Below are 22,255 nucleotides of genomic sequence, written 5' to 3'. Positions count from 1 at the left end.
GTCCTCACGACCGCGCCACGCGCCCCGGCAGGAGGCGCGGGCATGACGGCGTTCACGATTCCCTCGATCGAGACCCAGCGGTTGACGCTCCGCGCGGCACAACGCGAAGATTTCGCCACCTTCGCCGCTGAGCTAGCCAAGCCGCGCAGCCGCTACATGGATGGCCCGTTCGACCGCGATGCGGCATGGTCTTTCTTCGTCAACGATCTCGCCAGCTGGGCGCTCCTCGGCGTCGGCGGGCTGATGCTGGAACGCGACGGCGAAGTCGTCGGCCAGGTCGCGATCGCGCAGCCTCCGCACTTTCCCGAGATCGAACTGGGCTGGTTCACCTACGAAGCCCACGCGGGCCACGGCTACGCCGCCGAGGCCGCCTTCGCGCTGCGCGACTGGGCCTATGCCCATGCCGGGCTTTCCACCCTGGTGAGCTACATCCACCCCGAAAACGCCGCCTCGATCAGGCTTGCCGAAAAGCTCGGCGCGCTCGCCGACCCGGCAGCAGCCCTGCCCGAAGGCGACACCGAGGCCGACACGATCGTCTTCCGCCATCCCTCCCCCGAGGCGATGGCCGACGGCGGCATGGAGGCCTACGCATGAGTGCCCTCGAGCTTGCCCCCACCAGCATTCACATCCCGACGCTCGAAACCGAACGGCTGTTCCTGCGCGCGCTGATCGAGGCCGATATCGACGACGAGGCCGCGTTTTTCGCCTCCGAGCGCTCCGTCTTCGTCGGCGGCCCGCTGGCGCGCGACCAGGTCTGGCGCGCGGTGGCCGGGATGATCGGCCATTGGGCCTTGCGCGGCTTCGGATTCTGGGCGCTGGAGGAAAAGGTGAGCGGGCGCTACATGGGCCGCGTCGGGCTCTGGGCGCCCGATGGCTGGCCCGAGCCGGAACTGGGCTGGACGCTGATGCCCCATGCCGAGGGCCGGGGTTTCGCCTTCGAGGCGGCGCAGGCCGCCCGCGCCTTCGCCTACGATCAGGTGGGCTGGACCACCGCGATCTCGCTGATCGTCGCCGGCAACACCCGTTCGGAGGCGCTCGCCACCCGCCTCGGCGCACGGCTCGAGCGCGAATACCTTCACCCGCTGCACGGCGCGATGAACATCTGGCGCCATCCCGGCCCCTTTTCGCAGGAGGCCGGGGCATGACCGACGCACCAGACAAGGAGACCGCCATGAGCGACACCGCCCGGCGCGCCGCCGAAATCCTCAAGGAGCACCGGGCCTCGATCGACCGGCTCGACGCGATCCTCGTCTACACCCTCGGCGAGCGTTTCAAGCACACCCAGGCGGTGGGCAAGCTCAAGGCCGAACACGACCTTCCCCCGTCCGATCCGATGCGAGAAGCGCAGCAGATCGCGCGGCTCGAAGACCTGGCGAAACGGGCCGACCTCGACCCGGAATTCGCCAAGAAGTTTCTCAACTTCATCATCGCTGAAGTGATTCAGCACCACGAAAAACACAAGGAACAGCAGGACTGACCCCTGCGATAGCTCAGCAAACAGGAGAAAACCCATGGCTATGAAAATTCGTCTCGCCCGTGGTGGCTCGAAGAAGCGCCCGCACTACTCGATCGTCGCCGCCGACAGCCGCATGCCGCGTGACGGTCGCTTCATCGAGAAGCTCGGCATCTACAACCCGCAGCTTCCCAAGGACAGCGAAGAGCGCGTGAAGCTTGACCTCGACCGCGCGAAAGCCTGGCTCGAAAAAGGCGCCAAGCCGACCGACCGCGTCGCCCGCATGCTCGAAGCCGCCGGCATTCTGGAGAAGAAAGAACGCTCGAACCCGAAGAAGGGCACGCCGGGCAAGGCCGCCCAGGAGCGCGCCGCCGCGCGTGCCGAGAAGGAAGCCGCCGCCAACGCGCCGGCCGAGGAAGAAGCCCCCGCCGAGGAGGCCGTGGCCGAGGAAAGCGCCGAGTAATCGGCCTTTCCTGGTTATACTTCAGGCGCGGGGCCAGCCGGTCCCGCGCCGCTTTTCATTGCGAGGTCAGCCATGAATGACGAGCGGATCTGCGTCGGCGTGATCGCGGGCGCTTTCGGGGTCAAGGGCGAGGTGCGGCTGAAAAGCTTTTGCGCCGAGCCGGAGGATATCGCAACCTACGGCCCGCTCTGGACCGAAGACGACAGCCGGTCTTTCACCGTCGAGATCGCGCGGCCGGTCAAGAACGGCTTCGCCGCGATGGTGTCCGGCGTCGCCACCAAGGAGGCCGCCGACGCGCTCAGGGGCACCCGCCTCTTCGCCGACCGTGCCGCCCTGCCCTCGCTGCCGGACGACGAGTATTACCACGCCGACCTGATCGGCCTCGACGTGGTCGATACCGGCGGCGCGCCGCTTGGCCGGGTCACCGCGGTTCACAACCACGGCGCGGGCGACCTGCTCGAAATCGCGGGGCCGGGGTTGAAAAACCCCGCGCTCCTGCCCTTCACCCGCGCCGCCGTGCCCACGGTCGATCTCGCCGCGCGCCGAATCGTCGTCGACCCGCCGGAAGGCGTCTTTCCCGAATAAACCGCTGTTGCGGGCCGAACCGCCGCGCTTTCCCGGTGGAACCGCGCGCGATTTTGCCGTTTCCTGAGCGGTGAACGCGGCCGGGTTCGCGCCCGCTACCGGAGGGAGGCCCGTCAGCATGATCAACCGCCACGGACACGCCGGGCTCGTGCTCTTCGCCGCCGCGCTCTACGGCGGGCCGGTGCTCGCCGGGATGGCAGGCCACGGCGCGCAGGCGCTGCCGGTGTTCGCCGCGCTGTTCCTGCTCTACATGGCTGCCTCGCGCAAACCCGATCTCGCCACCGGCGCCGGGTGGGCGGGGCTCGCGATCATGGCCGTCGTGCAGGCGGGGATCGTTGTCGCGAGTTGGGGCCTCGGGCTGGGGGCCGCGCAGCTTCTCGGCCCCGTCGCCCTGCCGCTCTGGGCGCCGCTCGCGATCACCGGGTTGGCGGCGGGCGTTGGCACCTGGGCCTTGCGCGACGCCGCCGAGATGAACGTGATGCTCGACCACGCGATCCGCGAGATCGAAGCATTGAAGGCGACGCCCGCGCCAGGCACCCCGCCGCCCTGGCCGGAGGCGTCCGCCGCAGCGCGGGCGGCCTACGACCGCTTCCGCGCCGCATTGGCGCAAGGCGACGGGGTTTCGGTGTCACAGATCGACCCGCTGGTGCAGCGGCTCGAAATCGAGGCCGGGATCGAGGCGTTCGATCTGCTCTTTGATGATGTATGCACCGACACCGCCGACCCGCGGCTCGATTTCGCCGCGCTTCGGTTCATCGCTTCGCCCGCCCTGCTGCGCGCGCTGGTCGAACGCGGCGAGGGCGGAGTATTGCCCGCGTTCCTGCTGAACGCAGCCGCCCCCAGCACACGCCACGAGGCGCGCGGCCGGGTGCTCGACATGATCGAGGCCGGCGCCCCGGCCGACCAACTGCCCGATCCGGCATGGCTCGACGAACTCGATGCCGCGTTTCCCGGCGAGGGCTACGGCTCCCTGCTCGCAGACCGGCTCGCGCCGGAGACGCCTTGAAGAAAGCCGTTCTCAGCCGCGCGGCTTTTGGGTAGGAACGCGCCATGAGCGACAAACCCAAGAGCCACGGGCGGCTCAAGATCGCCCCCACCCTCACGCCGCGCGCGCTGATGGACGACACGCCCCGCCTGGCCAACGCCTGGGAGGCGCGGGTGATCACGCTGTTCCCTGCCGCCTTTCCCGGCGTTCTCGGCGAAAGCCTCACCGGGCGGGCGCTCGACGAGGGGCGCTGGCGGCTCGAAACCGTGGAACTGCGACAGTTCGGCGAGGGCAAGCACCGCAACGTCGACGACACGCCGGCGGGCGGCGGCGCGGGCATGGTGCTGCGCGCCGACGTGCTCGCCCGCGCAATCGACGCCGCCGCTGAAGGCGTGCCGGGCGACCGCGGACGCTGGCCGCTGGTCTACCTCAGCCCGCGCGGGCGGCGGTTCGACCAGACCATGGCTCATCGTTTCGCCGCCTGCGACGGGATCACGCTGATCTGCGGGCGTTTCGAGGGCGTCGACGAGCGGGTGCTGGAGGAATACGACATCGAGGAGGTGAGCTTGGGTGATTTCGTCATGACCGGCGGCGAGATTGCGGCGCAGGCTCTGCTCGACGCCACCGTGCGGCTGCTGCCCGGCGTTCTCGGCAATGCCGCCTCGACCGAGGAGGAGAGCTTTTCGCACGGATTGCTCGAACATCCGCAATATACCCGGCCCGCCGAGTGGCGCGGCCGCGCGATCCCGCCGGTGCTGATGTCGGGCCACCACGGCGAGATCGAACGGTGGCGGCGGGCGCAGGCCGAGCAGATCACCCGCGCGCGCCGGCCCGATCTCTGGGCCGCCTACCTCGCCCGCAAGGGCGAGCAAGATAAGGCTTGATCGCCCCGCCCCCCGGCCCTATACCCCGCCCGTCCGGGGCCGGAATCGGCCATCGGACCGCTGTTGTTTTCGCCCGCCTTCTTCGGCGGACCTTCGCGAGGCAAAGCGTGCAAAGCAAAGACGACCTGAATCTCCTGCGGGCGCCCCCTTTCCTGAAAGGCGATGCGGACCCGATCGAAGACGAGGAGCTCTGGGGCGGCACATCTTCGCGGAGATAACCGCGAGCCAGCATAGGAGTGACGGGCATGGACCTGATCGCACAACTCGAGGCCGAACAGATCGCCTCGCTGGGGAAAGAGATCCCCGACTTCAAGGCCGGCGACACCATTCGCGTCGGCTACAAGGTGACCGAGGGCACCCGTTCGCGGGTGCAGAACTACGAGGGCGTCTGCATCGCCCGCAACAACGGCAAGGGCATCGCCGGCTCGTTCACCGTTCGCAAGATTTCCTTCGGCGAGGGCGTCGAGCGCGTCTTCCCGCTGTATTCGACCAACATCGACACGATCGAGGTGGTCCGTCGCGGCAAGGTTCGCCGCGCCAAGCTCTACTACCTGCGTGCGCGCCGCGGCAAATCGGCCCGCATCGCGGAAGACGGCAACTACAAGCCGCTGGCCGACAAATAAGGAGAGACGCGATGAAAAAGGACATCCATCCCGACTACCACCTCATCGACGTCAAGCTGACCGATGGCACGGTGGTGCAGATGAAATCGACCTGGGGCGCAGAAGGCGACTCCATGAGCCTCGAGATCGATCCCTCGGTGCACCCGGCCTGGACCGGCGGCTCCTCGCGCCTGATGGACACCGGCGGGCGCGTGTCGAAGTTCAAGAACAAGTACGCGGGCCTGGGCTTCTGAACCCACCCCACGCCAAACAGGAACGCCGCCCCAAGGGGCGGCGTTTTTCGTTTGTCTCTCGCACCCTCGGATGCACAATGGCGGCGCAGCGAAAGACACCCGCCCAGCCATGACCCTCGCCTCGATCCTCCTTCTGCTCGGTGCCCTGTTTCTCGCAGGCCTAGTCGCCGACGTGATCGGTGAGCGGACCCGGCTGCCGCGCGTCACGTTTCTGCTCCTTCTCGGCGTCGCGATCGGCGAGGCGGGCTTCGGCCTTCTGCCCGAAGGGTCGCAGGACTGGTTCGGGTTTCTCTCGACCGTGGCGCTTTCGATGGTCGCGTTCCTGCTCGGCAGCAGCTTCACGCTCCGGCTGTTGCGGCGATCCGGGCGCGAGATCGTGGTCATCTCGCTGGTGCTGGTGGCGGTCACCTTCGCGCTCGTGGCCGGCGGGCTGCTGGTGGTCGGCGCCGGCGTGACGCTGGCGCTGGTGCTGGCGGCGCTGGCCTGCGCGACCGATCCCGCCGCCACGCAGGACGCGATCCGCCAGGCCGGCGGCAGCGGCGGCTTCTCCGAAAAACTGCGCGGCATCGTTGCGCTTGACGATGCCTGGGGGCTTCTGGTCTTCGCCCTCGCCATCGCCGTCGCGCGCAGCCTCGACGGCACGCCGGATCTCGGCCTTCTTGTCGAGGCGCTGCGCGAGATCGGCGGCGGGCTGGCCCTTGGCGCGGTTTTGGGTGTGCCCGGTGCCTACCTCACCGGGCGGGTGCAGCCCGGCGAACCGCTTCAATCCGAGGCGCTTGCTCTGGTCTTCCTCACCGCGGGTCTGGCGCTGTGGCTCGAGGTTTCGTTCCTGATCGCGGCAATGACCGTGGGCGCGGTAATCGCCAATGTCGCCCGCCACCACACCCGCGCCTTCCACGAGATCGAACGGATCCAGTGGCCGTTCATGCTGCTGTTCTTCATCCTCGCCGGGGCAACGCTGGATCTCGAGGGCCTCGCCAAACTCGGGCCGCTGGGCGCGGCCTACGTGGTCTTGCGCATCGCAGGGCGCGCCCTGGGCGGCTGGCTCGGCGCCCGTGCCGGTGGCGCCCCGCGCGCCGAAGCGCCCCTGTTCGGCCCGGCCCTGCTCGCGCAGGCAGGCGTGGCGGTGGGCATGGCACTGGTGGCGGCCGAAACATTCCCCGAGATCGCCAACACGATCCTGCCGTTGACCATCGGCGCCACCGTGTTATTCGAGATCCTCGGGCCGGTTGGCGCGTTCTGGGCGGTGCGCCGCAACAGGGCGTCTTCCCTCCGGCGGAACCACAACATATAGTAAACAAGAGCGCCCAGAGCGGTGCAGAAGAGGTGGGGGGCGCAGTTGGCTCATATCGTCGTCGTGGGAAACGAGAAGGGGGGCGCGGGCAAGTCGACCGTTTCGATGCACGTGGCCACCGCGCTCGCCCGCATGGGTCACCGCGTCGGCGTGCTTGACCTCGACCTTCGCCAGAAATCCACGGCGCGCTATATCGCCAACCGCGCCGCGACGATGAAACGCCACGGGCTCGATCTTCCCAGCCCCAGTTTCCGCGAACTGCCCGAGATCGACCAGGCCGCGCTCGGCCCCGGCGAAAACGCCTATGACCGGCGCCTGAGCCAGGCGGTGGCCGGGCTGGAGGCGACCAGCGATTTCATCGTGATCGATTGCCCCGGCTCGCACACCCGGCTCAGCCAGGTCGCCCACACGCTGGCCGACACGCTGATCACCCCGCTCAACGACAGTTTCGTCGATTTCGACCTGCTCGCCCATGTCGATGGCGAAACCGGCGCGATCATGGGTCCGTCGGTCTACTCCGAGATGGTCTGGCACGCCCGCCAGCTGCGTGCACAAGCCGGGCTGAAACCGATCGACTGGATCGTGGTGCGCAATCGTCTGGGTGCCCAGGCGATGATCAACAAGGAGAAGATGGGCAAGGCGCTCGAGGAGCTTTCCCGCCGGATCGGCTTCCGCACCGCGCCGGGATTCAACGAACGGGTGATCTTCCGCGAATTGTTCCCCCGCGGGCTGACCCTGCTCGATCTGCGCGACGTGGGCGTGGTGGGACAGATGAACATCTCCAACGTCGCCGCGCGCCAGGAATTGCGCGACCTGATCAAGGCCCTGCGGCTGCCGGGTGTCGAGGTGGATTTCTGAGGCTTGCGCCGGCGGGTCGATCAGACGATCGGACCGCCGTCCATGTCGTCGCCGGTCTCGTTGATGAGAAGTTCAAGCGAGGGAATCACCACCTTGCGCTTGCCGTCGAGCTCGATGATCCCGGCCTTCTTGAGCGCCGAGATCTGCCGACTCACCGTTTCCAGAGTCAGCCCGAGATAATCGGCCATCGCCTCGCGCGTCAGCGGCAGATCGAAATACATGCCATCCTTCGGCGCGTGCTTTTTCAGCGCCGCATCGCGCCGGGCGATGATCGCGAGCAGCGAGGCGATCTTCTCCCGCGCGGTCTTGCGGCCAAGCACCAGCATCCACTCGCGTGCCGAATCGAGTTCGTCGAGCGTCATCTCGAGCAGTCGCGCACCGATGTGCGGCGTCGTCGTCATCAGCTCTTCGAACGGTTTCTTGCGGAAACAGCAGATCGTGAGGTCGGAGACGGCCACCACGTCGAACGGTGCCGAATCGCGGCCCGGTCGGCCGATGAAGTCAGACGGCAGCAAAAGCCCGACCATCTGGGTGCGGCCGTCTTCCATCGTCTGGCTGAGAGAGGCGATCCCGGTCACCACCGACGCGACGAATTCCATGTGGTCGCCCGACCAGATCACCGGCTGGCCGGCCTCGTAATTCCTGTAATACTTTATATCCTCGAGCCGGGCGAGCTCGTCGGGCTCACAGCGCGCGCAAACCGCCTGATGCTTGATCGGGCAGTTCCAGCACTCCTTGGTGTCGAGGGCCATTTCCATTTTCAACTTCATGCCGGGTACCCGGTTTGATCCTGATCAAAGTCACGCGCGTCGTTTCGTTTAGAGCGTAGTCGAATGCAGACACTCACGCAACTTCGCAAACTCGGACTCTTTGACGCCCGGGTGCCCCGCTATACGAGCTATCCCACCGCGCCGCAGTTCAAGCTTGGCGTGGGGAGCGGTCATGTCGGCGACTGGCTCGCCGCGATCCCTGCGGGCGGCACGGTTTCTGTCTATGTCCATGTGCCGTTCTGCCGTCGTCTGTGCTGGTTCTGCGCCTGCCGGACCCAGGGCACGAAAACGGCCGAGCCCGTGGGCGCCTATGTCGAAACGCTCAAGCGGGAGCTTGCGCTGGTGAAGGCCCGCCTGCCGGAGGGCGTTGCGATCGAGCACCTGCACTGGGGCGGTGGCACGCCCACGCTGCTCGAACCGTCGATGATCTCCGATCTGTCCGCAGCCGTCTTCGACATGGCCCCGCTCGCCGAGGGCGCGCAGTTCTCCGTCGAGATCGACCCGACGGAGGTTGACGGCCCCCGGCTCGACGCGCTGGCGAAAGCCGGGCTCAACCGCGCCTCTATCGGCGTTCAGGATTTCGACCCGATGATCCAGGAGGTGATCGGGCGTCCGCAGAGCTACGAGATCACCCGCGACGCGGTCGAGATGCTGCGCGCGCGCGGCATCGGCTCGCTCAACGTCGATCTGCTCTACGGCCTGCCGCACCAGACCAAGGCGCGGATCACCGACTCGGTGGAAAAGGTGATCTCGCTCGGCCCCGACCGGATCGCGCTGTTCGGCTACGCCCACGTGCCGTGGATGTCGAAGCGCCAGCAGCTGATCCCGACCGAGGCGCTGCCCTCGCCCGAGGCCCGGCTGGAACTCTACAACACCGCGCGCGACCTGTTCGTGGCCGCCGGCTTCGAAGAGATCGGCATCGACCATTTCGCAAAGCCCGATGATGGCCTCGCCATCGCGCACCGCAACGGCACGATGCACCGCAATTTCCAAGGCTACACCGAAGACAGATCGCGTGTGCTGATCCCGATCGGCGCCTCCTCGATCGGCCGTTTCCCGCAAGGCTACGCCCAGAACGAACCCGCCACCTCGAAATACCAGGAGCGGGTGCGGGCCGGCGAATTGCCCGTCGCCAAGGGCCATATCTTCACCGGCGACGACCTGTTGCGCGGGCGGATCATCGAGAAACTGCTGTGCGATTTCCGCGCCGATCTCGGCGCCATCGCCGCCGAGCACGGGGTTGCGCCGCAAGTGGCCATCGCCATGGCCGACGGGCTTGATGCGGCACTGCCGGGAACGACGATGCTCGAAGACGGGGTGCTTACCATCCTCGAGGACTCGCGGCCCCTCGCCCGGATCATCGCGCGTTTTTTCGACGCCTACGAGATGTCGGCATCCGGCCACAGCCAGGCGGTGTAGCGAGAATGCGCGGGCCGTGACGGCCTGCCCGCCTCGCACCAGGCGCGCGTGGAGGCCTCTTCTTCTCCTGACGGGTTGCGAAAAACCGCGATCGTGGTGGTGTTGCGCGCGCAGGCCATCGGGCACACCCGGCATCTTTCTCGCCCTGACGAAGCGGAGTAGGGTGCCCCCCACGGAGGGACCCCATGACATTCATCGAACAGGCTCTGGCCATCCTTGGCGACGCCCAGGTGCTGACCGGCGCCAATGCCACCCGCTACGCCACCGACTGGACCGGGAAATACACCTCCGCCCCACTCTGCGTGCTGCGCCCGGGCAACGCCGCTGAGGTCTCCGAGCTTCTGAGGGCGGCGAACGCGACCGGCACCGCCATCGTGCCCGTCTCCGGCAACACCGGGTTGTCGGGCGGCGCCTTCGCGGACGGCGCGGCGCTGCTCTCGCTCGAACGGATGAACCGCATCCGCGCGATCCGGCCCGAGGCGCGGGTGGCGGTGGTCGAGGCCGGGGTGGTGCTCGCCGATCTGCACGAGGCAGCCCGCGCCGAGGGCCTCGCCTTCCCGCTCACCTTCGGCGCGCGCGGCTCGGCGATGATCGGCGGCGTGCTCTCCACCAACGCCGGCGGCTCCAACGTCTTGCGCTACGGCAATACCCGCGCGCTCTGCCTCGGGCTCGAAGTCGTGCTCCCCGACGGCGCGCTGATGGATCTGATGAGCGAGCTGCACAAGGACAACTCCGGCTATGACTTGCGGGATCTGTTCATCGGCGCCGAGGGCACGCTGGGGGTGATCACCGCCGCGGTTCTCAAGCTCGCGCCGCTGCCGCGCGCCACCGCCACGGCGATGCTGGCGCTGCCCTCCCTCGGCGATGCGCTCGGGCTGCTGAACCGGCTGCAGGAGGCCACCGGCGGCGCCGTCGAGGCCTATGAATACATGCCGCGCGCCCATTTCGAGCGACTGGCCGAGCTGCGCCCGGAGCTGCGGCCGCCCTTCGACGCGGCGCACGAGGCCAACATCATGCTGGAAATCGGCGCCACCGCGCCGCGTGATGCGACGCCGGGGCCGGACGGAACGCTCCCGATCGCCGCCTATCTCGAATCGGTGCTGGCCGAGGAACTCGAGGCCGGCCGCCTGCTCGACGCGGTGATCGCGCAGAACGAGGCCCAGCGCGCCGAGATGTGGGCGCGGCGCGAGGCCGCGGCCGAGGTCGCCTTTTCGCGCAAGCCCTTCGTCGCCAACGATATCGCCCTGCCGCTCGACCGGCTCGAAACCTTTTTCGCCCGGATGGCGGCGGCCCTTCCGCGCCTCGATCCGGGGGCCGACGATCTCTCGGTGGCCCATCTTGGCGACGGCAACATCCATTACACCGTCTACCCCTCGCATGACGACCCGGCCCACCTCGACGCGGTGATGCAACTGGTGGAAACACAAGTGCGTGACCTCGGCGGCAGCTTTTCCGCCGAACACGGCATCGGGCTGTCGAAGAAACCCTCGATGGCACGGCACAAGAACCCGGTGGCCCTTGTCGTGATGCGCCGGATCAAGACCGCGCTCGATCCTTCGGGCATCATGAACCCCGGCAAGGTGCTTCCCGACTGAGCCACACGGGCTCTGGAAACTTCCGGCGCCGGGGCATAACTTGCGGACGCGAACAGGAGGGTTTTGCCAGTGACATCCATCGTATCGGTCCAGGGGCTCACCAAGGTCTTTCCCGGCGGGCTGCAAGCCCTGAAAGGCATCGATCTGGAGATCGAGGAGGGCGAGGTTCTGTCGCTCCTCGGCCCGAACGGCGCGGGCAAGACCACGCTGATCTCGATCATCTGCGGGCTGACCACGGCCAGCGGCGGCCGCGTCACCGTTGGCGGCCATGACATCGCCCGCGATTTTCGGGCCGCGCGCGAGTTGATCGGCCTCGTGCCGCAGGAACTCCACGTCGAGAGCTACGAGAAGGTGATCAACACCGTCCGGTTTACCCGTGGCCTCTTCGGCAAGAAGCCCGACGACGCGCTGATCGAGCGGATTCTCAGGGATCTGACGTTGTGGGACAAGCGCGACGAGAAAATCCTCGCGCTCTCGGGCGGGATGAAGCGCCGCGTGATGATCGCCAAGGCGCTGGCGCACGAGCCGCGCGTGCTGTTTCTCGACGAGCCCACCGCCGGGGTCGACGTGGAATTGCGCCAGTCGATGTGGCAGGTGATGCGCAAGCTCAAGGAACGCGGCGTCACGATCATCCTCACCACCCATTACATCGAGGAAGCCGAGGCGATGGCCGACCGGGTTGGCGTGATCAACCACGGCGAGCTGCTGCTGGTGGAAAAGACCGGGCAACTGATGACGCGGATGGGCCGCAAGACCCTCACCGTCGAACTCGCGGCACCGGTCTCGGATCTGCCCGAAACGCTCGCCCGCCGCGGCGTCACCCTCGGGGAGGATGGTAGCAGCCTCGTCTACACCTACGACACCGCCGCCAAGCAAACCGGCATCACCGATCTTCTGGCAGACATCCGTGAGGCCGGCCTGCACCTCGCCGATCTGCGCACAACGCAATCCAGCCTCGAAGATATCTTCGTCGGCCTCGTGACCGGGAGCACGCAATGAACCTGCACGCGATCCGCGCGATCTATCTTTTCGAGATGGCCCGCACCTTCCGCACGATCTGGCAGAGCGTCGTCTCGCCGGTGATCTCCACCTCGCTCTATTTCGTCGTCTTCGGGGCCGCCATCGGCAGCCGGATCGAAACCGTCGAGGGCGTGAGCTACGGCGCCTTCATCGTGCCGGGGCTGATCATGCTCACGGTGCTGCAACAATCCGTCACCAACGCCGCCTTCGGCATCTACTTCCCGAAATTCGTGGGCACGATCTACGAAATCCTCTCCGCCCCCGTCACCGTTGTCGAGATCGTCATCGGCTATGTCGGCGCGGCCGCCACCAAGGCGCTGATGATCGGCCTCATCATCCTGGGCACGGCAAACCTTTTCGTCGATCTGCCCATCGCCCATCCGGTCTGGATGCTTGCTTTCCTGGTGATGACCACCTTCTCCTTCGCCATGCTCGGATTCATCCTCGGCATCTGGGCGAAGAACTTCGAGCAGCTGAACCTCGTGCCGATGCTGGTGATCACGCCGCTCGTCTTTCTCGGCGGGTCGTTCTACTCGATCTCGATGCTGCCGCCGGTCTGGCAATCGATCACGCTGTTCAACCCGGTGGTCTACCTGATTTCCGGTTTCCGCTGGTCGTTCTTCGGCATGGCCGACGTTCCGGTGGCCGCCTCGCTCGCCGCCATCGCGCTGTTCGCGGGGCTCTGCCTCGTGGCGATCTGGGCGATCTTCCGCACCGGCTGGCGCCTGCGTAGCTGAGGCAGGAAAACAACGCGTCAAGGAAAGGTCGCGCGGCACCTTGTCGCCGTCTCCCCCCGCCTCTACATGGCGCCCATGATGCGCTTTATCCCCTTCGCCGGCGGCGCCCCCCGCGTCGCCGTGATCCGCCTGCACGGCGCGATCTCCACCGGCCCGCGCGGGCAGCTCAATGACGAAACCGTGGCACCGCTGATCGAGAAGGCCTTTCGCCGGGGCAAGCCCGCAGCGGTGGCGCTCAGCATCAACTCGCCCGGAGGCTCGCCGGTGCAAAGCTCGCTCATTGCCGCCCGCATCCGCAGGCTGGCCGATGAAAAGCACGTGCCGGTCTATGCCTTCGTCGAAGACGCCGCCGCCTCCGGTGGCTACTGGCTCGCCTGCGCCGCTGACGAGATCTATGCCGACCGCGCCTCCATCGTCGGCTCCATCGGCGTGATCATGGCCTTCTTCGGGTTGCAGGATTTCATCGCCCGCCACGGCGTCGAGCGCCGGATCTACACCTCGGGCGAAAGCAAGTCGCAGCTCGATCCCTTCGCGCCCGAGAATCCCGAGGACGTGGCCCGCATCAAGGCGATCTCCGAGACCATCCACACCGCCTTCATCGACCACGTGAAAACCGCGCGCGGGTCCAAGCTCGCCGACGACGACCGGCTGTTCACCGGCGAATTCTGGACCGGCGCACAGGCGCTCGATCTCGGGCTGATCGACGGCATCGGCCATGTCGTGCCGAAGATGAAAGAGGTCTTCGGCGACAAGACGCGCTTCGTGGTCTACGGGCCGAAACGCTCGCTGTTCAAACGCTTCGGCACCGCCATCGTCGGCCAGGCGCTCGGCGCGGTGGAAGAGCGGGCACTGTGGTCGAGGCTTGGGCTCTAGATGTATTTCAAGCTGATAACCCTGTTTCTCGTCGCTATGATGGTGCTCGCCTTTTTCGGCAAGTTGCGCTTTCCCGGCCAGAAGCGGATCGCGCAGATGAAATGCCCCAAATGCGGCCGGTACCGCATCGGCAAGGGCCCCTGCCCCTGCGAAAAAAAGGGCTGAACCTTGGATTTCTTCTACGCTACACTCGGGCTTGTGATCCTTTTGCTCGCCGGCGACAGCCTCGTGCGTGGCGCGGTGAACCTCAGCCTGCGCCTCGGCGTGCCGGCGATGATCGTTTCGCTCACCATCGTCGCCTTCGGCACCTCGGCGCCGGAACTCCTGATCTCGGTCGAGGCGGTGCTGGGGGGCGTGCCGGGGCTGGCGCTCGGTAACGTGGTCGGCTCCAACACCGCCAATATCCTTCTCGTCCTCGGTGTGCCCGCGCTGATCACCGGGCTCGCCACTGCCGGCACCGATACCCGGCGCAACTACATCGCGATGATGGCCGCCACGGTGCTGTTCATGTTGCTCGCCGCGGCCGGGGGCGTTTTCGGCTGGGTGCAGGGCATCGTGCTGCTTGCCGGGCTCGCGCTGATGCTCTCTTCCGCTTTCCATGAAGCGCTCACCCACCGCCGCGAAATGGCCGCCCAGCGCGCCGCCGAACTGGCGGCAAAAGGCGAACAGCCCGACCCGGCGACGCTGCTGGCCGAGGTCGGGGCCGAAGCCGACGAGGAAGAAGAGATCGAGGGCGTCGATCCCGAGATGCCCTGGCGCAAGGTCATTCTCTTCCTGGCGCTGGGGCTTATCGGCCTGCCGTTCGGCGCCAATGTGCTCGTCGATGCCTCCACCAATATCGCCCGCACCTACGGGGTGAGCGAAACCGTGATCGGCCTTACCCTGGTCGCCATCGGCACCTCGCTGCCCGAGCTTGCCACCACGGTTATGGCCGCGATCCGCCGCCAGGCCGATGTCGCCCTCGGCAATGTCATCGGCTCGAACATGTTCAACCTGCTCGCGATCATCGGCGTCGCCTCGCTCGTCGGGCCGATCCCGGTGGAGCCGTCGATGCTGAAGCTCGACATGTGGGTGATGTTCATGGCCTCGCTCCTCATCGCCCCCTTCGTTTTCCGGGGCTGGCACATGGGCCGCGCCTGGGGCATCATCTTCGTCGCACTTTACGTGGGCTACATGGTTTGGCTGCTGGGGGCTTGAGATGGAACCGGGACGGGCACTGGTAACCGGCGCGGGCGCGCGGTTGGGGCAGGCGATGGCGGTTTACCTCGCCGGGCGCGGCTGGGACGTGGCCGCGCATTATGCCGGCAGCGCCGAGGGCGCGCGCGAAACCGTGGCGCTCTGCGAGGCACAAGGGGTGCGCGCCGTCGCTCTGCAGACCGACCTGCTCGATCCCGAAGCCGCCGAGGGGCTGGTGCCCCGCGCATCGCAGGCCCTGGGCGGCCCGCTGACCCTGCTCATAAACAACGCCAGCATCTTCGAATACGACCGGCTCGAAACCGCAACGCCGGAAAGCTGGGATCGCCATATCGGATCGAACCTGCGCGCGCCCTTCTTCCTCGCGCAGGCCTTCGCCGCGCAAGCGCCCGACCATACCCACTGCGAGGCGGGCGAGCCCCGCGCCACCGGCCTTGTCGTCAACATGCTAGATCAGCGGGTCTGGAAACCGACACCGGAATTCATGACCTACACCATCGCCAAGATGGGGCTCTGGGCCTTCACCCGCACCGCCGCGCAGGCGCTGGCGCCCCGCATCCGCGTCAATGCCATCGGCCCCGGACCCACCCTGATCGGCGCCCGCCAGAGCGATGACCACTTCGCCCGCCAGCGCGCCAGCACCGTGCTCGGACGCGGCGCGGACGCGGCCGACATCACCGCCGCACTGGGCTACCTGATCGACGCCAAGGCCGTTACCGGCCAGATGATCGCGGTCGACGGCGGCCAGCACCTCGGCTGGAAAACCCCCGACGTGCTCGGCCTGGAATAGCCACTCAAGCCGCAGCTCGCGATAACTTGTGCACTTCGCGGTCGACTTATCAGAATCCCACACCTTTTCGTGAATGATTTCAGAAGTTTACATAAAAGTCATATTTTTTCTCCTTGATTTCAATAACTTGAAATGTTGCCTAAAATTTAGGCAGCCCGTCGAAGCCAACCGCTTACAAGGCAAAATCCGCGTCACCCCAAAGCAATCCACGGAGTTATCCACAGATTCTGTGGGCAGGTTTGATCTTGAACTCGTCTGCGCAAGATTGCAGCGGGCGGCGGGAATCAATAGTCAGACCGCATGAGCGACGCGACCGACCAGAGCGAAACCACCAGCCCCAGGCGCGGCCACGGGGTGATCGCGGATTACGTCAAGCGGCTCGACGGCTCGCCCGGGGTTTACCGGATGCTCGACGAGAAAGGCCGGGTGCTCTACGTCGGCAAGGCCAAGAACCTCAGGAAGCGCGTGGCGAACTACGCCAAGCCCACCGGCCACTCCGCCCGGATCGCGCGGATGATCAGCCAGACCACCTCGATGATGTTCCTCACCACGAAATCGGAAACCGAGGCGCTGCTGCTCGAACAGAACCTGATCAAGCAGCTCAAGCCGCATTTCAACGTGCTCCTGCGCGACGACAAGTCGTTCCCCAACATCCTCGTCACCGATCACCCCTTCCCGCAGATCCGCAAGCACCGCGGCGCGAAAAAGGACAAGGGGCACTACTACGGCCCCTTCGCCAGCGCCGACGCGGTGAACCGCACGCTCAACCAGTTGCAGAAGGTCTTTCTTCTGCGCAACTGCTCGGACGCGATGTTCGAAAGCCGCACCCGGCCCTGCCTGCTCTACCAGATCAAGCGCTGCGCCGGGCCCTGCACCGGCAAGATCGAGAAAGCCGAGTATGCCACCCTCGTGCGTGATGCCGAACGCTTCCTGTCAGGGCGCACCTCCAAGGTGCAGGAACAGCTCGCCGCCGAGATGCAGGCCGCCTCCGACGCGATGGAATTCGAGCGTGCGGCGAGCCTGCGCGACCGCATCCGCGCGCTCACCCAGGTGCAAAGCTCGCAAGGGATCAACCCGCGCGGGGTGGCCGAGGCCGATGTCATCGCGCTGCACATGGAAGGCGGGCAGGCTTGCGTGCAGGTGTTTTTCATCCGCGCGCACCAGAACTGGGGCAACCGCGATTTCTACCCCCGCACCGGCGCCGGCGCGGGCGAGGCCGAGGTGCTGCAAGCCTTCATCGGCCAGTTCTACGACCAGAAAGACCCGCCTCGCCTCTTGCTGCTCAGCCACCCGATCGACGATCTCGATCTCATGGCCGAGGCGCTCGCCGAACGCGCCGGCCGCAAGGTCGAGATCGCGGTGCCGCTCAGGGGCGAGAAGGCCGAGCTGGTTGCCGGCGCCGCGCGCAACGCCCGCGAGAGCCTTGGCCGCAAGATGGCCGAAACGGCAACGCAGGCGCGGCTGCTCGAAGGGCTCGCAGCGGCCTTCGATCTCGACCAGCCGCCGCGCCGCATCGAGGTTTACGACAACTCCCACATCCAGGGCGCCCATGCCGTCGGCGCGATGATCGTGGCCGGGCCGGACGGCTACATGAAGAGCCAGTATCGCAAGTTCAACATTCGCGGCGACGACCTCACCCCCGGCGACGATTTCGGGATGATGAAAGAGGTGCTCACCCGCCGCTTCAAACGGCTGCTCAAGGAAGACCCCGACCGCGAGAGCGAGCACTGGCCCGATCTCCTGTTGATCGACGGCGGCGCCGGGCAGGTTTCGGCGGTGAACGGGATTCTCGAGGATCTCGGGGTAGAGGATATCGCCATGGTCGGCGTCGCCAAGGGCATCGACCGGGATGCCGGCAAGGAAGAGTTCTATCGAACCGGCCGCCGCCCCTTCGCGCTCAAGCGCGACGATCCGGTGCTCTACTTCGTCCAGCGGCTGCGCGACGAGGCCCACCGCTTCGCCATCGGCACCCACCGCGCCAAGCGCGCCAAGGCGATCGGCGCCACGCCCCTCGACGAGATCCCCGGCGTCGGCGCCAGCCGCAAGCGCGCGCTGCTCAGCCATTTCGGCTCGGCCAAGGCGGTGGCGCGCGCGAGCCTTGACGATCTCAAGGCCGTGCCCGGCATATCGGCGGCGCTGGCCGAAACGATCCACGGCCATTTGCAGGATCACGGCTGACCCGACGGGCGGGGGGCAGAGCGCCGGTCCCGCCTGCGGGACTGGCGCGGCGGAAACACTCCGCGCCCGGCTGTCATCACCGTGGCGCACTCTTTCCCCCCGGACCGGAACCGGATATTCATGGTTCATGAGATGGACCTTGCCCAATATCCTCACCATTGCGCGCCTCTTGGCGGTGCCGCTTCTGCCGGTGATGTTCCTGTTTTTCGACAGGCCCTGGGCCGATTGGTACGCGATGTCGCTATTCATCATCGCCGCGATCACCGATTACCTCGACGGCTATCTCGCCCGCGCCTGGCGGCTCGAAAGCCTGTTTGGCGCGGCGATGGATCCGATCGCCGACAAGGCGCTGGTGATGATCGCGCTTTTGGTGATCAACGGCTACGCCGGGCTCACGCCCTGGATCCTGCTGCCCTCGGCGATCATCATCTACCGCGAGGTCTTCGTCGCGGGGCTGCGAGAGAGCCTCGGCGGCAAGGCGCGGGCGCTCAAGGTGACCAACCTCGCGAAGTGGAAGACCACCAGCCAGATGATCGCGATCACGCTGATCTTCGCCAAGGGCGTCTTCGAGCACCACGCCCGGATGGAAAGCGGCAGCGAGCGGGCTTGGCTCATGGGCTGGGCCGACTGGGCGGGCAACGCCGGGATCGCGCTGCTCTGGGTCGCCGCTCTCATGACCATCGTCACCGGCTGGGATTATTTCCGCAAGGCGATGCCATTTCTGAAGGAGGAGCCGGATGCTTGACGTTCTTTATTTCGCATGGGTGCGCGAACGCATCGGCGAGCCGCGCGAGCGCGTCGAGACCGGGGCCGCCACCGTCGCCGATCTCGTCGACGAATTGCGCGCCCGGGAGGATCGCTACGCGCTCGCCTTCTCGGACCTGTCGGCGCTGCGCGTCGCCGTCGACCAGGAACTCGCCGAATGGGACAGCCCGCTGCAGGGCGTCCGCGAGGTGGCCTTCTTTCCCCCGATGACGGGGGGCTGATGCGCGTCCGGGTACAAAGCGAGCCGTTCGATCTCGGGGTCGAGCTTGCAGGCTTCGGCGCCGAGGGCGATGTCGGCGCCCAGGTCACCTTCACCGGGATCGTGCGCGCCACCGGCGGGCTGACCCGGATGGAGATCGAGCATTATCCCGGCATGACCGTGAAGGCGATCGAGAAGATCGCCGCCGAGGCCATGTCGCGCTGGGCGCTCGACGATTGCCTGGTGATTCACCGCTACGGCCCCTTGGTCCCGGGCGATCGGATCATGATGGTCGCCACCGCCAGCCGCCACCGGGCGGCCGCCTTCGAAGCGGCCGAGTTCCTGATGGATTACCTCAAGAGCCGCGCGCCGTTCTGGAAGAAGGAATACGGGCCGGACGGTGCCGAATGGGTGGCGGCCAAGGACGAAGACGAGGACGCGCTTTCGCGCTGGTAGCTCAGCTCGGCCCGATCACGCGGCAACTGGTGTTGCGCGCCGACAATCTGCGGCAGGCAAGATCGGCCCCGTCCTCGGTGAGCCCGACGAAATTCGCCTCGAACCCCTGCGGGCCGCGCGCCACCTTGCGCAAGGCTTCTCCCAGCGTGGCGAGCTCGACCAGCGCGGTCTTGAGCAGGATGCGCTCGGCTTCGTATTCCGAGGCATAGCGGCCGACGTTGATCCCCCAGTGCCGCCCGCCCGCGCTGGAGAGCCGGGTGATGACCTCGGGGGCCTCTGCTTCCGCCGGCGCTTCCGGCTCGACGTTCGCGAGGATGATCTCCGCCGGGCGCGGTTCCGGCGGCGGGGCTGCCCTCGGCGCGAGCGCGGTTGCGACCACCGCTTCGGCGTTGACGGCGGGATCGGGTTTGGGCGCCGTGGCCGCTTCGGCCGCGCTGGCCGTCACCACGTCTTCGATCACGGTCTCGATCTCCGCGCCCAGCGCCGCAACCACCGCCGCAACCACGGACTCGTCCGGCACGGCCGGAAGCGGGCGCGGCTGCGGGCGGATGGATTTCTGCGGCGCGCGCACAACCCGGATCACCTTGCCCGCAACGCTTGGCGCGGCGCTACCGGCGGCAACCACGACCGGCGCCGTGCCACCCGGGCCGACATAGGCGGGCTTCGATGGCGGCCGAAGCGCCACTCGCGTCGGCACCTTGCGAAAGCCCAGATCGAGCAGTTCCGCCACCTGCTTGTTGCGCGCCGCGGTGGACTGGCCGCCGAACACGGTGGCGATGATCCGTTTGCCGCCGCGTTCGGCCGAGGCCACGAGGTTGAAGCCGGCGGCGCTGGTGTAGCCGGTCTTGATCCCGTCCGCGCCCTTGTAGGCGTCGAGGAAGCGGCGGTTGGTGTTGGGCACCTGCGCCACCCCGGCGTCGGCGGTGCGGCGGGAGAACAGGTTATAGTATTCCGGGTAGTCGAAAAAGACGTGGCGGCCGAGGAGGGTCATGTCGCGCGCGGTCGACATGTGGCCGGCCCGGGTCAGCCCGTGCATGTTCTTGAACTGGGTGCGCGACATGCCCAGCGCCTTCGCGGTGCGGGTCATCCGCGCGGCATAGGCCGCTTCGGACCCGGCAATCGCCTCGCCGATCGCGGTGGCCGCGTCATTGGCCGACCGCACCGCGGCGGCGCGGATGAGATAGCGCAGCTTGATCTTCTGGCCCGCCCGGAGCCCAAGTTTCGACGGTGGTTCGGCGGCAGCATTGGCGGAAACGGTGACCAGCGTGTCGAGACTGATCTCGCCGTTCTCGATCGCCTCGAAGGCGACGTAGAGCGTCATCATCTTGGTGAGCGAGGCGGGGTGCAGCTGGGTATCGGCGTTGCGCGCGTGAATCACTTCGCCGTTGCGCATGTCCATCACCATCGCGGCGTATGGCGCGGCAACGGCCCGCAGGCCAAGCACCGCCAGCACGAACGACAATAGCACTAATCGGGCAAGCTGCCCCGCGCGCGGTTTCACGTCGTCACCTGTCTCTGCCTCGATATGCCGGGTTCTTTGCCCGGTCACATTCTCATTAGATCAAGGCTAGCAGAAAGGACGCCGCCAGAAAATACCCAATTTTCAATGTCTTTCGGGGGCCGGCTGATCTGTCGCAGGAAGATGTTGAGCGCGATTCCGGCCCAGCCACAAGATCGGCGATTCCGCCGAAAGCCGGGCGTCGCTCAGCCGATACGGGCAATCACGCCGGCAAGCTCGCCAAGCTCCGAAATCTCGAAAAAGCGCGGATGCGCCCGCGGCGGCTCGGCGTGTTCGAGGGTCCATGTCAGGTTGTGCGGCACGTGGACGCCGAAGGCCCCCGCCTCCAGCGCGGGGATCACGTCGGATTTCAGCGAATTGCCCACCATCATCGCCGTGTCCGCACCTTCGCCGTGGCGGGCGAAGGCCGAGGCATAGGTCGCCAGCGTCTTGTCGGAGACGATCTCGACCGCGTCGAACATTTCCCCCAGCCCCGATTGCGCCAGCTTGCGCTCCTGGTCGAGCAGATCGCCCTTGGTAATGAGCACCAGCGTGAACCGGGGCGCGAGCGCCTCGATCGCCGCGCTGGCCCCGGGCAGAAGCTCGATCGGGTGGTCGAGCATCTCCTGCCCGGCCTCGATCAACTGTCGGATCACCCGGGCCGGCACGCGCTCGCCGGTCACCTCGATCGCGGTCTCGATCATCGAGAGAACGAACCCCTTGATGCCGAAGCCATAGCGCCCGAGGTTGCGCCGTTCCGCCGCCTCCAGCCGCTCGGCGAGGTGATCCGGCTCCGCGTAATCGGCAAGCAGCGAGGCGAATCGCTCCTGCGTCATCTGGAACAGAGCCTCGTTTTGCCAAAGCGTGTCGTCGGCATCGAAGCCGATGGTAGTGAGGTTTTGCACCAGTATCGCCCTTCCCGGTCACGTCGATGTCAGCCGGGCCTTTTTCCTCCCCGGCTTTGGCGCTATATAGTCCGGTCTGAATATGACTGAACAGAGCAGCGAAAGGATCATCGTGTCGCAAGACCGGATCAACCCGTTTCTGATGGCTGGCGAGGGCGATGACGGCACTGGTGTCGCCATCCAGACCAAGACCCGCACGCAGCGGCCGCCGATGTACAAGGTGCTGTTGCTGAATGACGATTTCACGCCGATGGAATTCGTCGTGATGGTGCTCGAGCGGTTCTTCGGAATGAACCACGCCCAGGCCTTCGAACTGATGCTCACCGTGCACAAGAAAGGTCTTGCCGTGGTCGGCGTGTTCACCCACGAGATTGCCGAAACCAAGGTGACGCAAGTGATGGAAGCCGCCCGCCAGCACCAGCACCCGCTGCAATGCACGATGGAAAAGGAATGACGCGCGCCCGACGCGCCACCTTGC

The 22,255-nt window shown here is 66.8% G+C and carries 27 protein-coding genes; 24 read left to right on the top strand and 3 right to left on the bottom strand.

Annotated features, from left to right (window positions below; translation table 11 throughout):
• Positions 1-42 precede the first annotated feature (42 nt).
• The 11 genes from IEW01_RS11235 to IEW01_RS11185 all read left to right on the top strand — a co-directional run bounded on the left by IEW01_RS11235 (position 43) and on the right by IEW01_RS11185 (position 7,378).
• Positions 43-594, top strand: coding sequence for a GNAT family N-acetyltransferase (locus IEW01_RS11235; protein WP_188527721.1), 552 nt, complete (start codon positions 43-45; stop codon positions 592-594).
• A complete protein-coding gene (locus IEW01_RS11230; RefSeq protein WP_188527720.1) occupies positions 591-1,145 on the top strand; it encodes a GNAT family N-acetyltransferase in 555 nt (184 codons plus the stop codon). The genes IEW01_RS11235 and IEW01_RS11230 overlap by 4 nt, the downstream gene beginning before the upstream one ends.
• A 26-nt stretch (positions 1,146-1,171) precedes the next feature.
• Positions 1,172-1,477 (top strand): chorismate mutase, encoded by a 306-nt coding sequence (locus tag IEW01_RS11225; RefSeq protein WP_188527974.1) that lies wholly within the window; start codon positions 1,172-1,174, stop codon positions 1,475-1,477.
• 34 nt (positions 1,478-1,511) lie between these two features.
• On the top strand, positions 1,512-1,916 hold the full coding sequence (gene rpsP / locus IEW01_RS11220) for a 30S ribosomal protein S16 (protein ID WP_188527719.1): 405 nt from the start codon (positions 1,512-1,514) through the stop codon (positions 1,914-1,916).
• 72 nt (positions 1,917-1,988) lie between these two features.
• Positions 1,989-2,501 (top strand): ribosome maturation factor RimM, encoded by a 513-nt coding sequence (gene rimM / locus IEW01_RS11215; RefSeq protein WP_188527718.1) that lies wholly within the window; start codon positions 1,989-1,991, stop codon positions 2,499-2,501.
• Positions 2,502-2,619: 118 nt separating this feature from the next.
• The gene (locus IEW01_RS11210; RefSeq protein ID WP_188527717.1) at positions 2,620-3,507 is read left to right on the top strand and encodes a hypothetical protein; all 888 of its coding nucleotides are present in this window, start codon (positions 2,620-2,622) and stop codon (positions 3,505-3,507) included.
• A gap of 44 nt (positions 3,508-3,551) precedes the next feature.
• Positions 3,552-4,370: a tRNA (guanosine(37)-N1)-methyltransferase TrmD gene (trmD, locus tag IEW01_RS11205; RefSeq protein WP_188527716.1), complete on the top strand. Its 819-nt coding sequence runs from the start codon at positions 3,552-3,554 to the stop codon at positions 4,368-4,370.
• A gap of 245 nt (positions 4,371-4,615) precedes the next feature.
• Positions 4,616-4,993: a 50S ribosomal protein L19 gene (gene rplS, locus IEW01_RS11200; RefSeq protein ID WP_188527715.1), complete on the top strand. Its 378-nt coding sequence runs from the start codon at positions 4,616-4,618 to the stop codon at positions 4,991-4,993.
• A gap of 11 nt (positions 4,994-5,004) precedes the next feature.
• Positions 5,005-5,226, top strand: coding sequence for a 50S ribosomal protein L31 (rpmE, locus tag IEW01_RS11195; RefSeq protein WP_188527714.1), 222 nt, complete (start codon positions 5,005-5,007; stop codon positions 5,224-5,226).
• Between the two features lie 109 nt (positions 5,227-5,335).
• Positions 5,336-6,520, top strand: a complete 1,185-nt coding sequence (locus IEW01_RS11190; RefSeq protein ID WP_188527713.1) for a cation:proton antiporter — start codon at positions 5,336-5,338, stop codon at positions 6,518-6,520.
• Between the two features lie 45 nt (positions 6,521-6,565).
• Positions 6,566-7,378 carry a division plane positioning ATPase MipZ gene (locus IEW01_RS11185; protein ID WP_188527712.1) on the top strand — a complete coding sequence of 271 codons (813 nt, stop codon included), beginning with the start codon at positions 6,566-6,568 and terminating at the stop codon, positions 7,376-7,378.
• Positions 7,379-7,398: 20 nt separating this feature from the next.
• Here IEW01_RS11185 and fnrL read toward each other — a convergent pair whose 3' ends face one another.
• Positions 7,399-8,148, bottom strand: coding sequence for a transcriptional regulator FnrL (gene fnrL, locus IEW01_RS11180; protein ID WP_188527711.1), 750 nt, complete (start codon positions 8,146-8,148; stop codon positions 7,399-7,401).
• A gap of 63 nt (positions 8,149-8,211) precedes the next feature.
• Here fnrL and hemN point away from each other — a divergent pair, with 63 nt between their 5' ends.
• The 12 genes from hemN to IEW01_RS11120 all read left to right on the top strand — a co-directional run bounded on the left by hemN (position 8,212) and on the right by IEW01_RS11120 (position 19,374).
• Entirely contained in the window at positions 8,212-9,567 is a 1,356-nt protein-coding gene (gene hemN, locus IEW01_RS11175) for an oxygen-independent coproporphyrinogen III oxidase (RefSeq protein WP_188527710.1), read from the top strand.
• A 185-nt stretch (positions 9,568-9,752) separates the two neighbouring features.
• Positions 9,753-11,162, top strand: coding sequence for an FAD-binding oxidoreductase (locus tag IEW01_RS11170; RefSeq protein WP_188527709.1), 1,410 nt, complete (start codon positions 9,753-9,755; stop codon positions 11,160-11,162).
• A gap of 69 nt (positions 11,163-11,231) precedes the next feature.
• A complete protein-coding gene (locus tag IEW01_RS11165) occupies positions 11,232-12,161 on the top strand; it encodes an ABC transporter ATP-binding protein (RefSeq protein WP_188527708.1) in 930 nt (309 codons plus the stop codon).
• Positions 12,158-12,919 carry an ABC transporter permease gene (locus tag IEW01_RS11160; protein ID WP_188527707.1) on the top strand — a complete coding sequence of 254 codons (762 nt, stop codon included), beginning with the start codon at positions 12,158-12,160 and terminating at the stop codon, positions 12,917-12,919. Before IEW01_RS11165 ends, IEW01_RS11160 begins: the two co-directional genes overlap by 4 nt.
• Before the next feature lie 75 nt (positions 12,920-12,994).
• Positions 12,995-13,792, top strand: a complete 798-nt coding sequence (locus tag IEW01_RS11155; RefSeq protein WP_188527706.1) for a S49 family peptidase — start codon at positions 12,995-12,997, stop codon at positions 13,790-13,792.
• Positions 13,793-13,957 carry a hypothetical protein gene (locus IEW01_RS11150; protein WP_188527705.1) on the top strand — a complete coding sequence of 55 codons (165 nt, stop codon included), beginning with the start codon at positions 13,793-13,795 and terminating at the stop codon, positions 13,955-13,957.
• A 3-nt stretch (positions 13,958-13,960) separates the two neighbouring features.
• Positions 13,961-14,989: a calcium/sodium antiporter gene (locus IEW01_RS11145; protein WP_188527704.1), complete on the top strand. Its 1,029-nt coding sequence runs from the start codon at positions 13,961-13,963 to the stop codon at positions 14,987-14,989.
• A gap of 1 nt (position 14,990) precedes the next feature.
• Positions 14,991-15,776 carry an SDR family oxidoreductase gene (locus tag IEW01_RS11140; RefSeq protein ID WP_188527703.1) on the top strand — a complete coding sequence of 262 codons (786 nt, stop codon included), beginning with the start codon at positions 14,991-14,993 and terminating at the stop codon, positions 15,774-15,776.
• A 300-nt stretch (positions 15,777-16,076) separates the two neighbouring features.
• Positions 16,077-17,954 (top strand): excinuclease ABC subunit UvrC, encoded by a 1,878-nt coding sequence (uvrC, locus tag IEW01_RS11135; protein ID WP_188527702.1) that lies wholly within the window; start codon positions 16,077-16,079, stop codon positions 17,952-17,954.
• 127 nt (positions 17,955-18,081) lie between these two features.
• A complete protein-coding gene (gene pgsA / locus IEW01_RS11130; protein ID WP_188527701.1) occupies positions 18,082-18,699 on the top strand; it encodes a CDP-diacylglycerol--glycerol-3-phosphate 3-phosphatidyltransferase in 618 nt (205 codons plus the stop codon).
• Entirely contained in the window at positions 18,692-18,940 is a 249-nt protein-coding gene (gene moaD, locus IEW01_RS11125) for a molybdopterin converting factor subunit 1 (RefSeq protein ID WP_188527700.1), read from the top strand. Before pgsA ends, moaD begins: the two co-directional genes overlap by 8 nt.
• Entirely contained in the window at positions 18,940-19,374 is a 435-nt protein-coding gene (locus IEW01_RS11120) for a molybdenum cofactor biosynthesis protein MoaE (protein WP_188527699.1), read from the top strand. Before moaD ends, IEW01_RS11120 begins: the two co-directional genes overlap by 1 nt.
• A 1-nt stretch (position 19,375) precedes the next feature.
• Here the strand turns inward: IEW01_RS11120 and IEW01_RS11115 are convergent, their stop codons facing one another.
• Positions 19,376-20,779: a D-alanyl-D-alanine carboxypeptidase family protein gene (locus IEW01_RS11115; protein ID WP_188527971.1), complete on the bottom strand. Its 1,404-nt coding sequence runs from the start codon at positions 20,777-20,779 to the stop codon at positions 19,376-19,378.
• Between the two features lie 299 nt (positions 20,780-21,078).
• Positions 21,079-21,780, bottom strand: coding sequence for an HAD family hydrolase (locus tag IEW01_RS11110; RefSeq protein WP_188527969.1), 702 nt, complete (start codon positions 21,778-21,780; stop codon positions 21,079-21,081).
• A gap of 139 nt (positions 21,781-21,919) precedes the next feature.
• Between IEW01_RS11110 and clpS the strand changes: the two genes are divergently transcribed.
• The gene (gene clpS, locus IEW01_RS11105; protein ID WP_188527967.1) at positions 21,920-22,231 is read left to right on the top strand and encodes an ATP-dependent Clp protease adapter ClpS; all 312 of its coding nucleotides are present in this window, start codon (positions 21,920-21,922) and stop codon (positions 22,229-22,231) included.
• Positions 22,232-22,255: the final 24 nt, after the last annotated feature.

Source organism: Sinisalibacter lacisalsi (assembly GCF_014640115.1).
GTDB lineage: Bacteria > Pseudomonadota > Alphaproteobacteria > Rhodobacterales > Rhodobacteraceae > Sinisalibacter > Sinisalibacter lacisalsi.
This window is presented reverse-complemented; position numbering and strand designations above follow the sequence as displayed.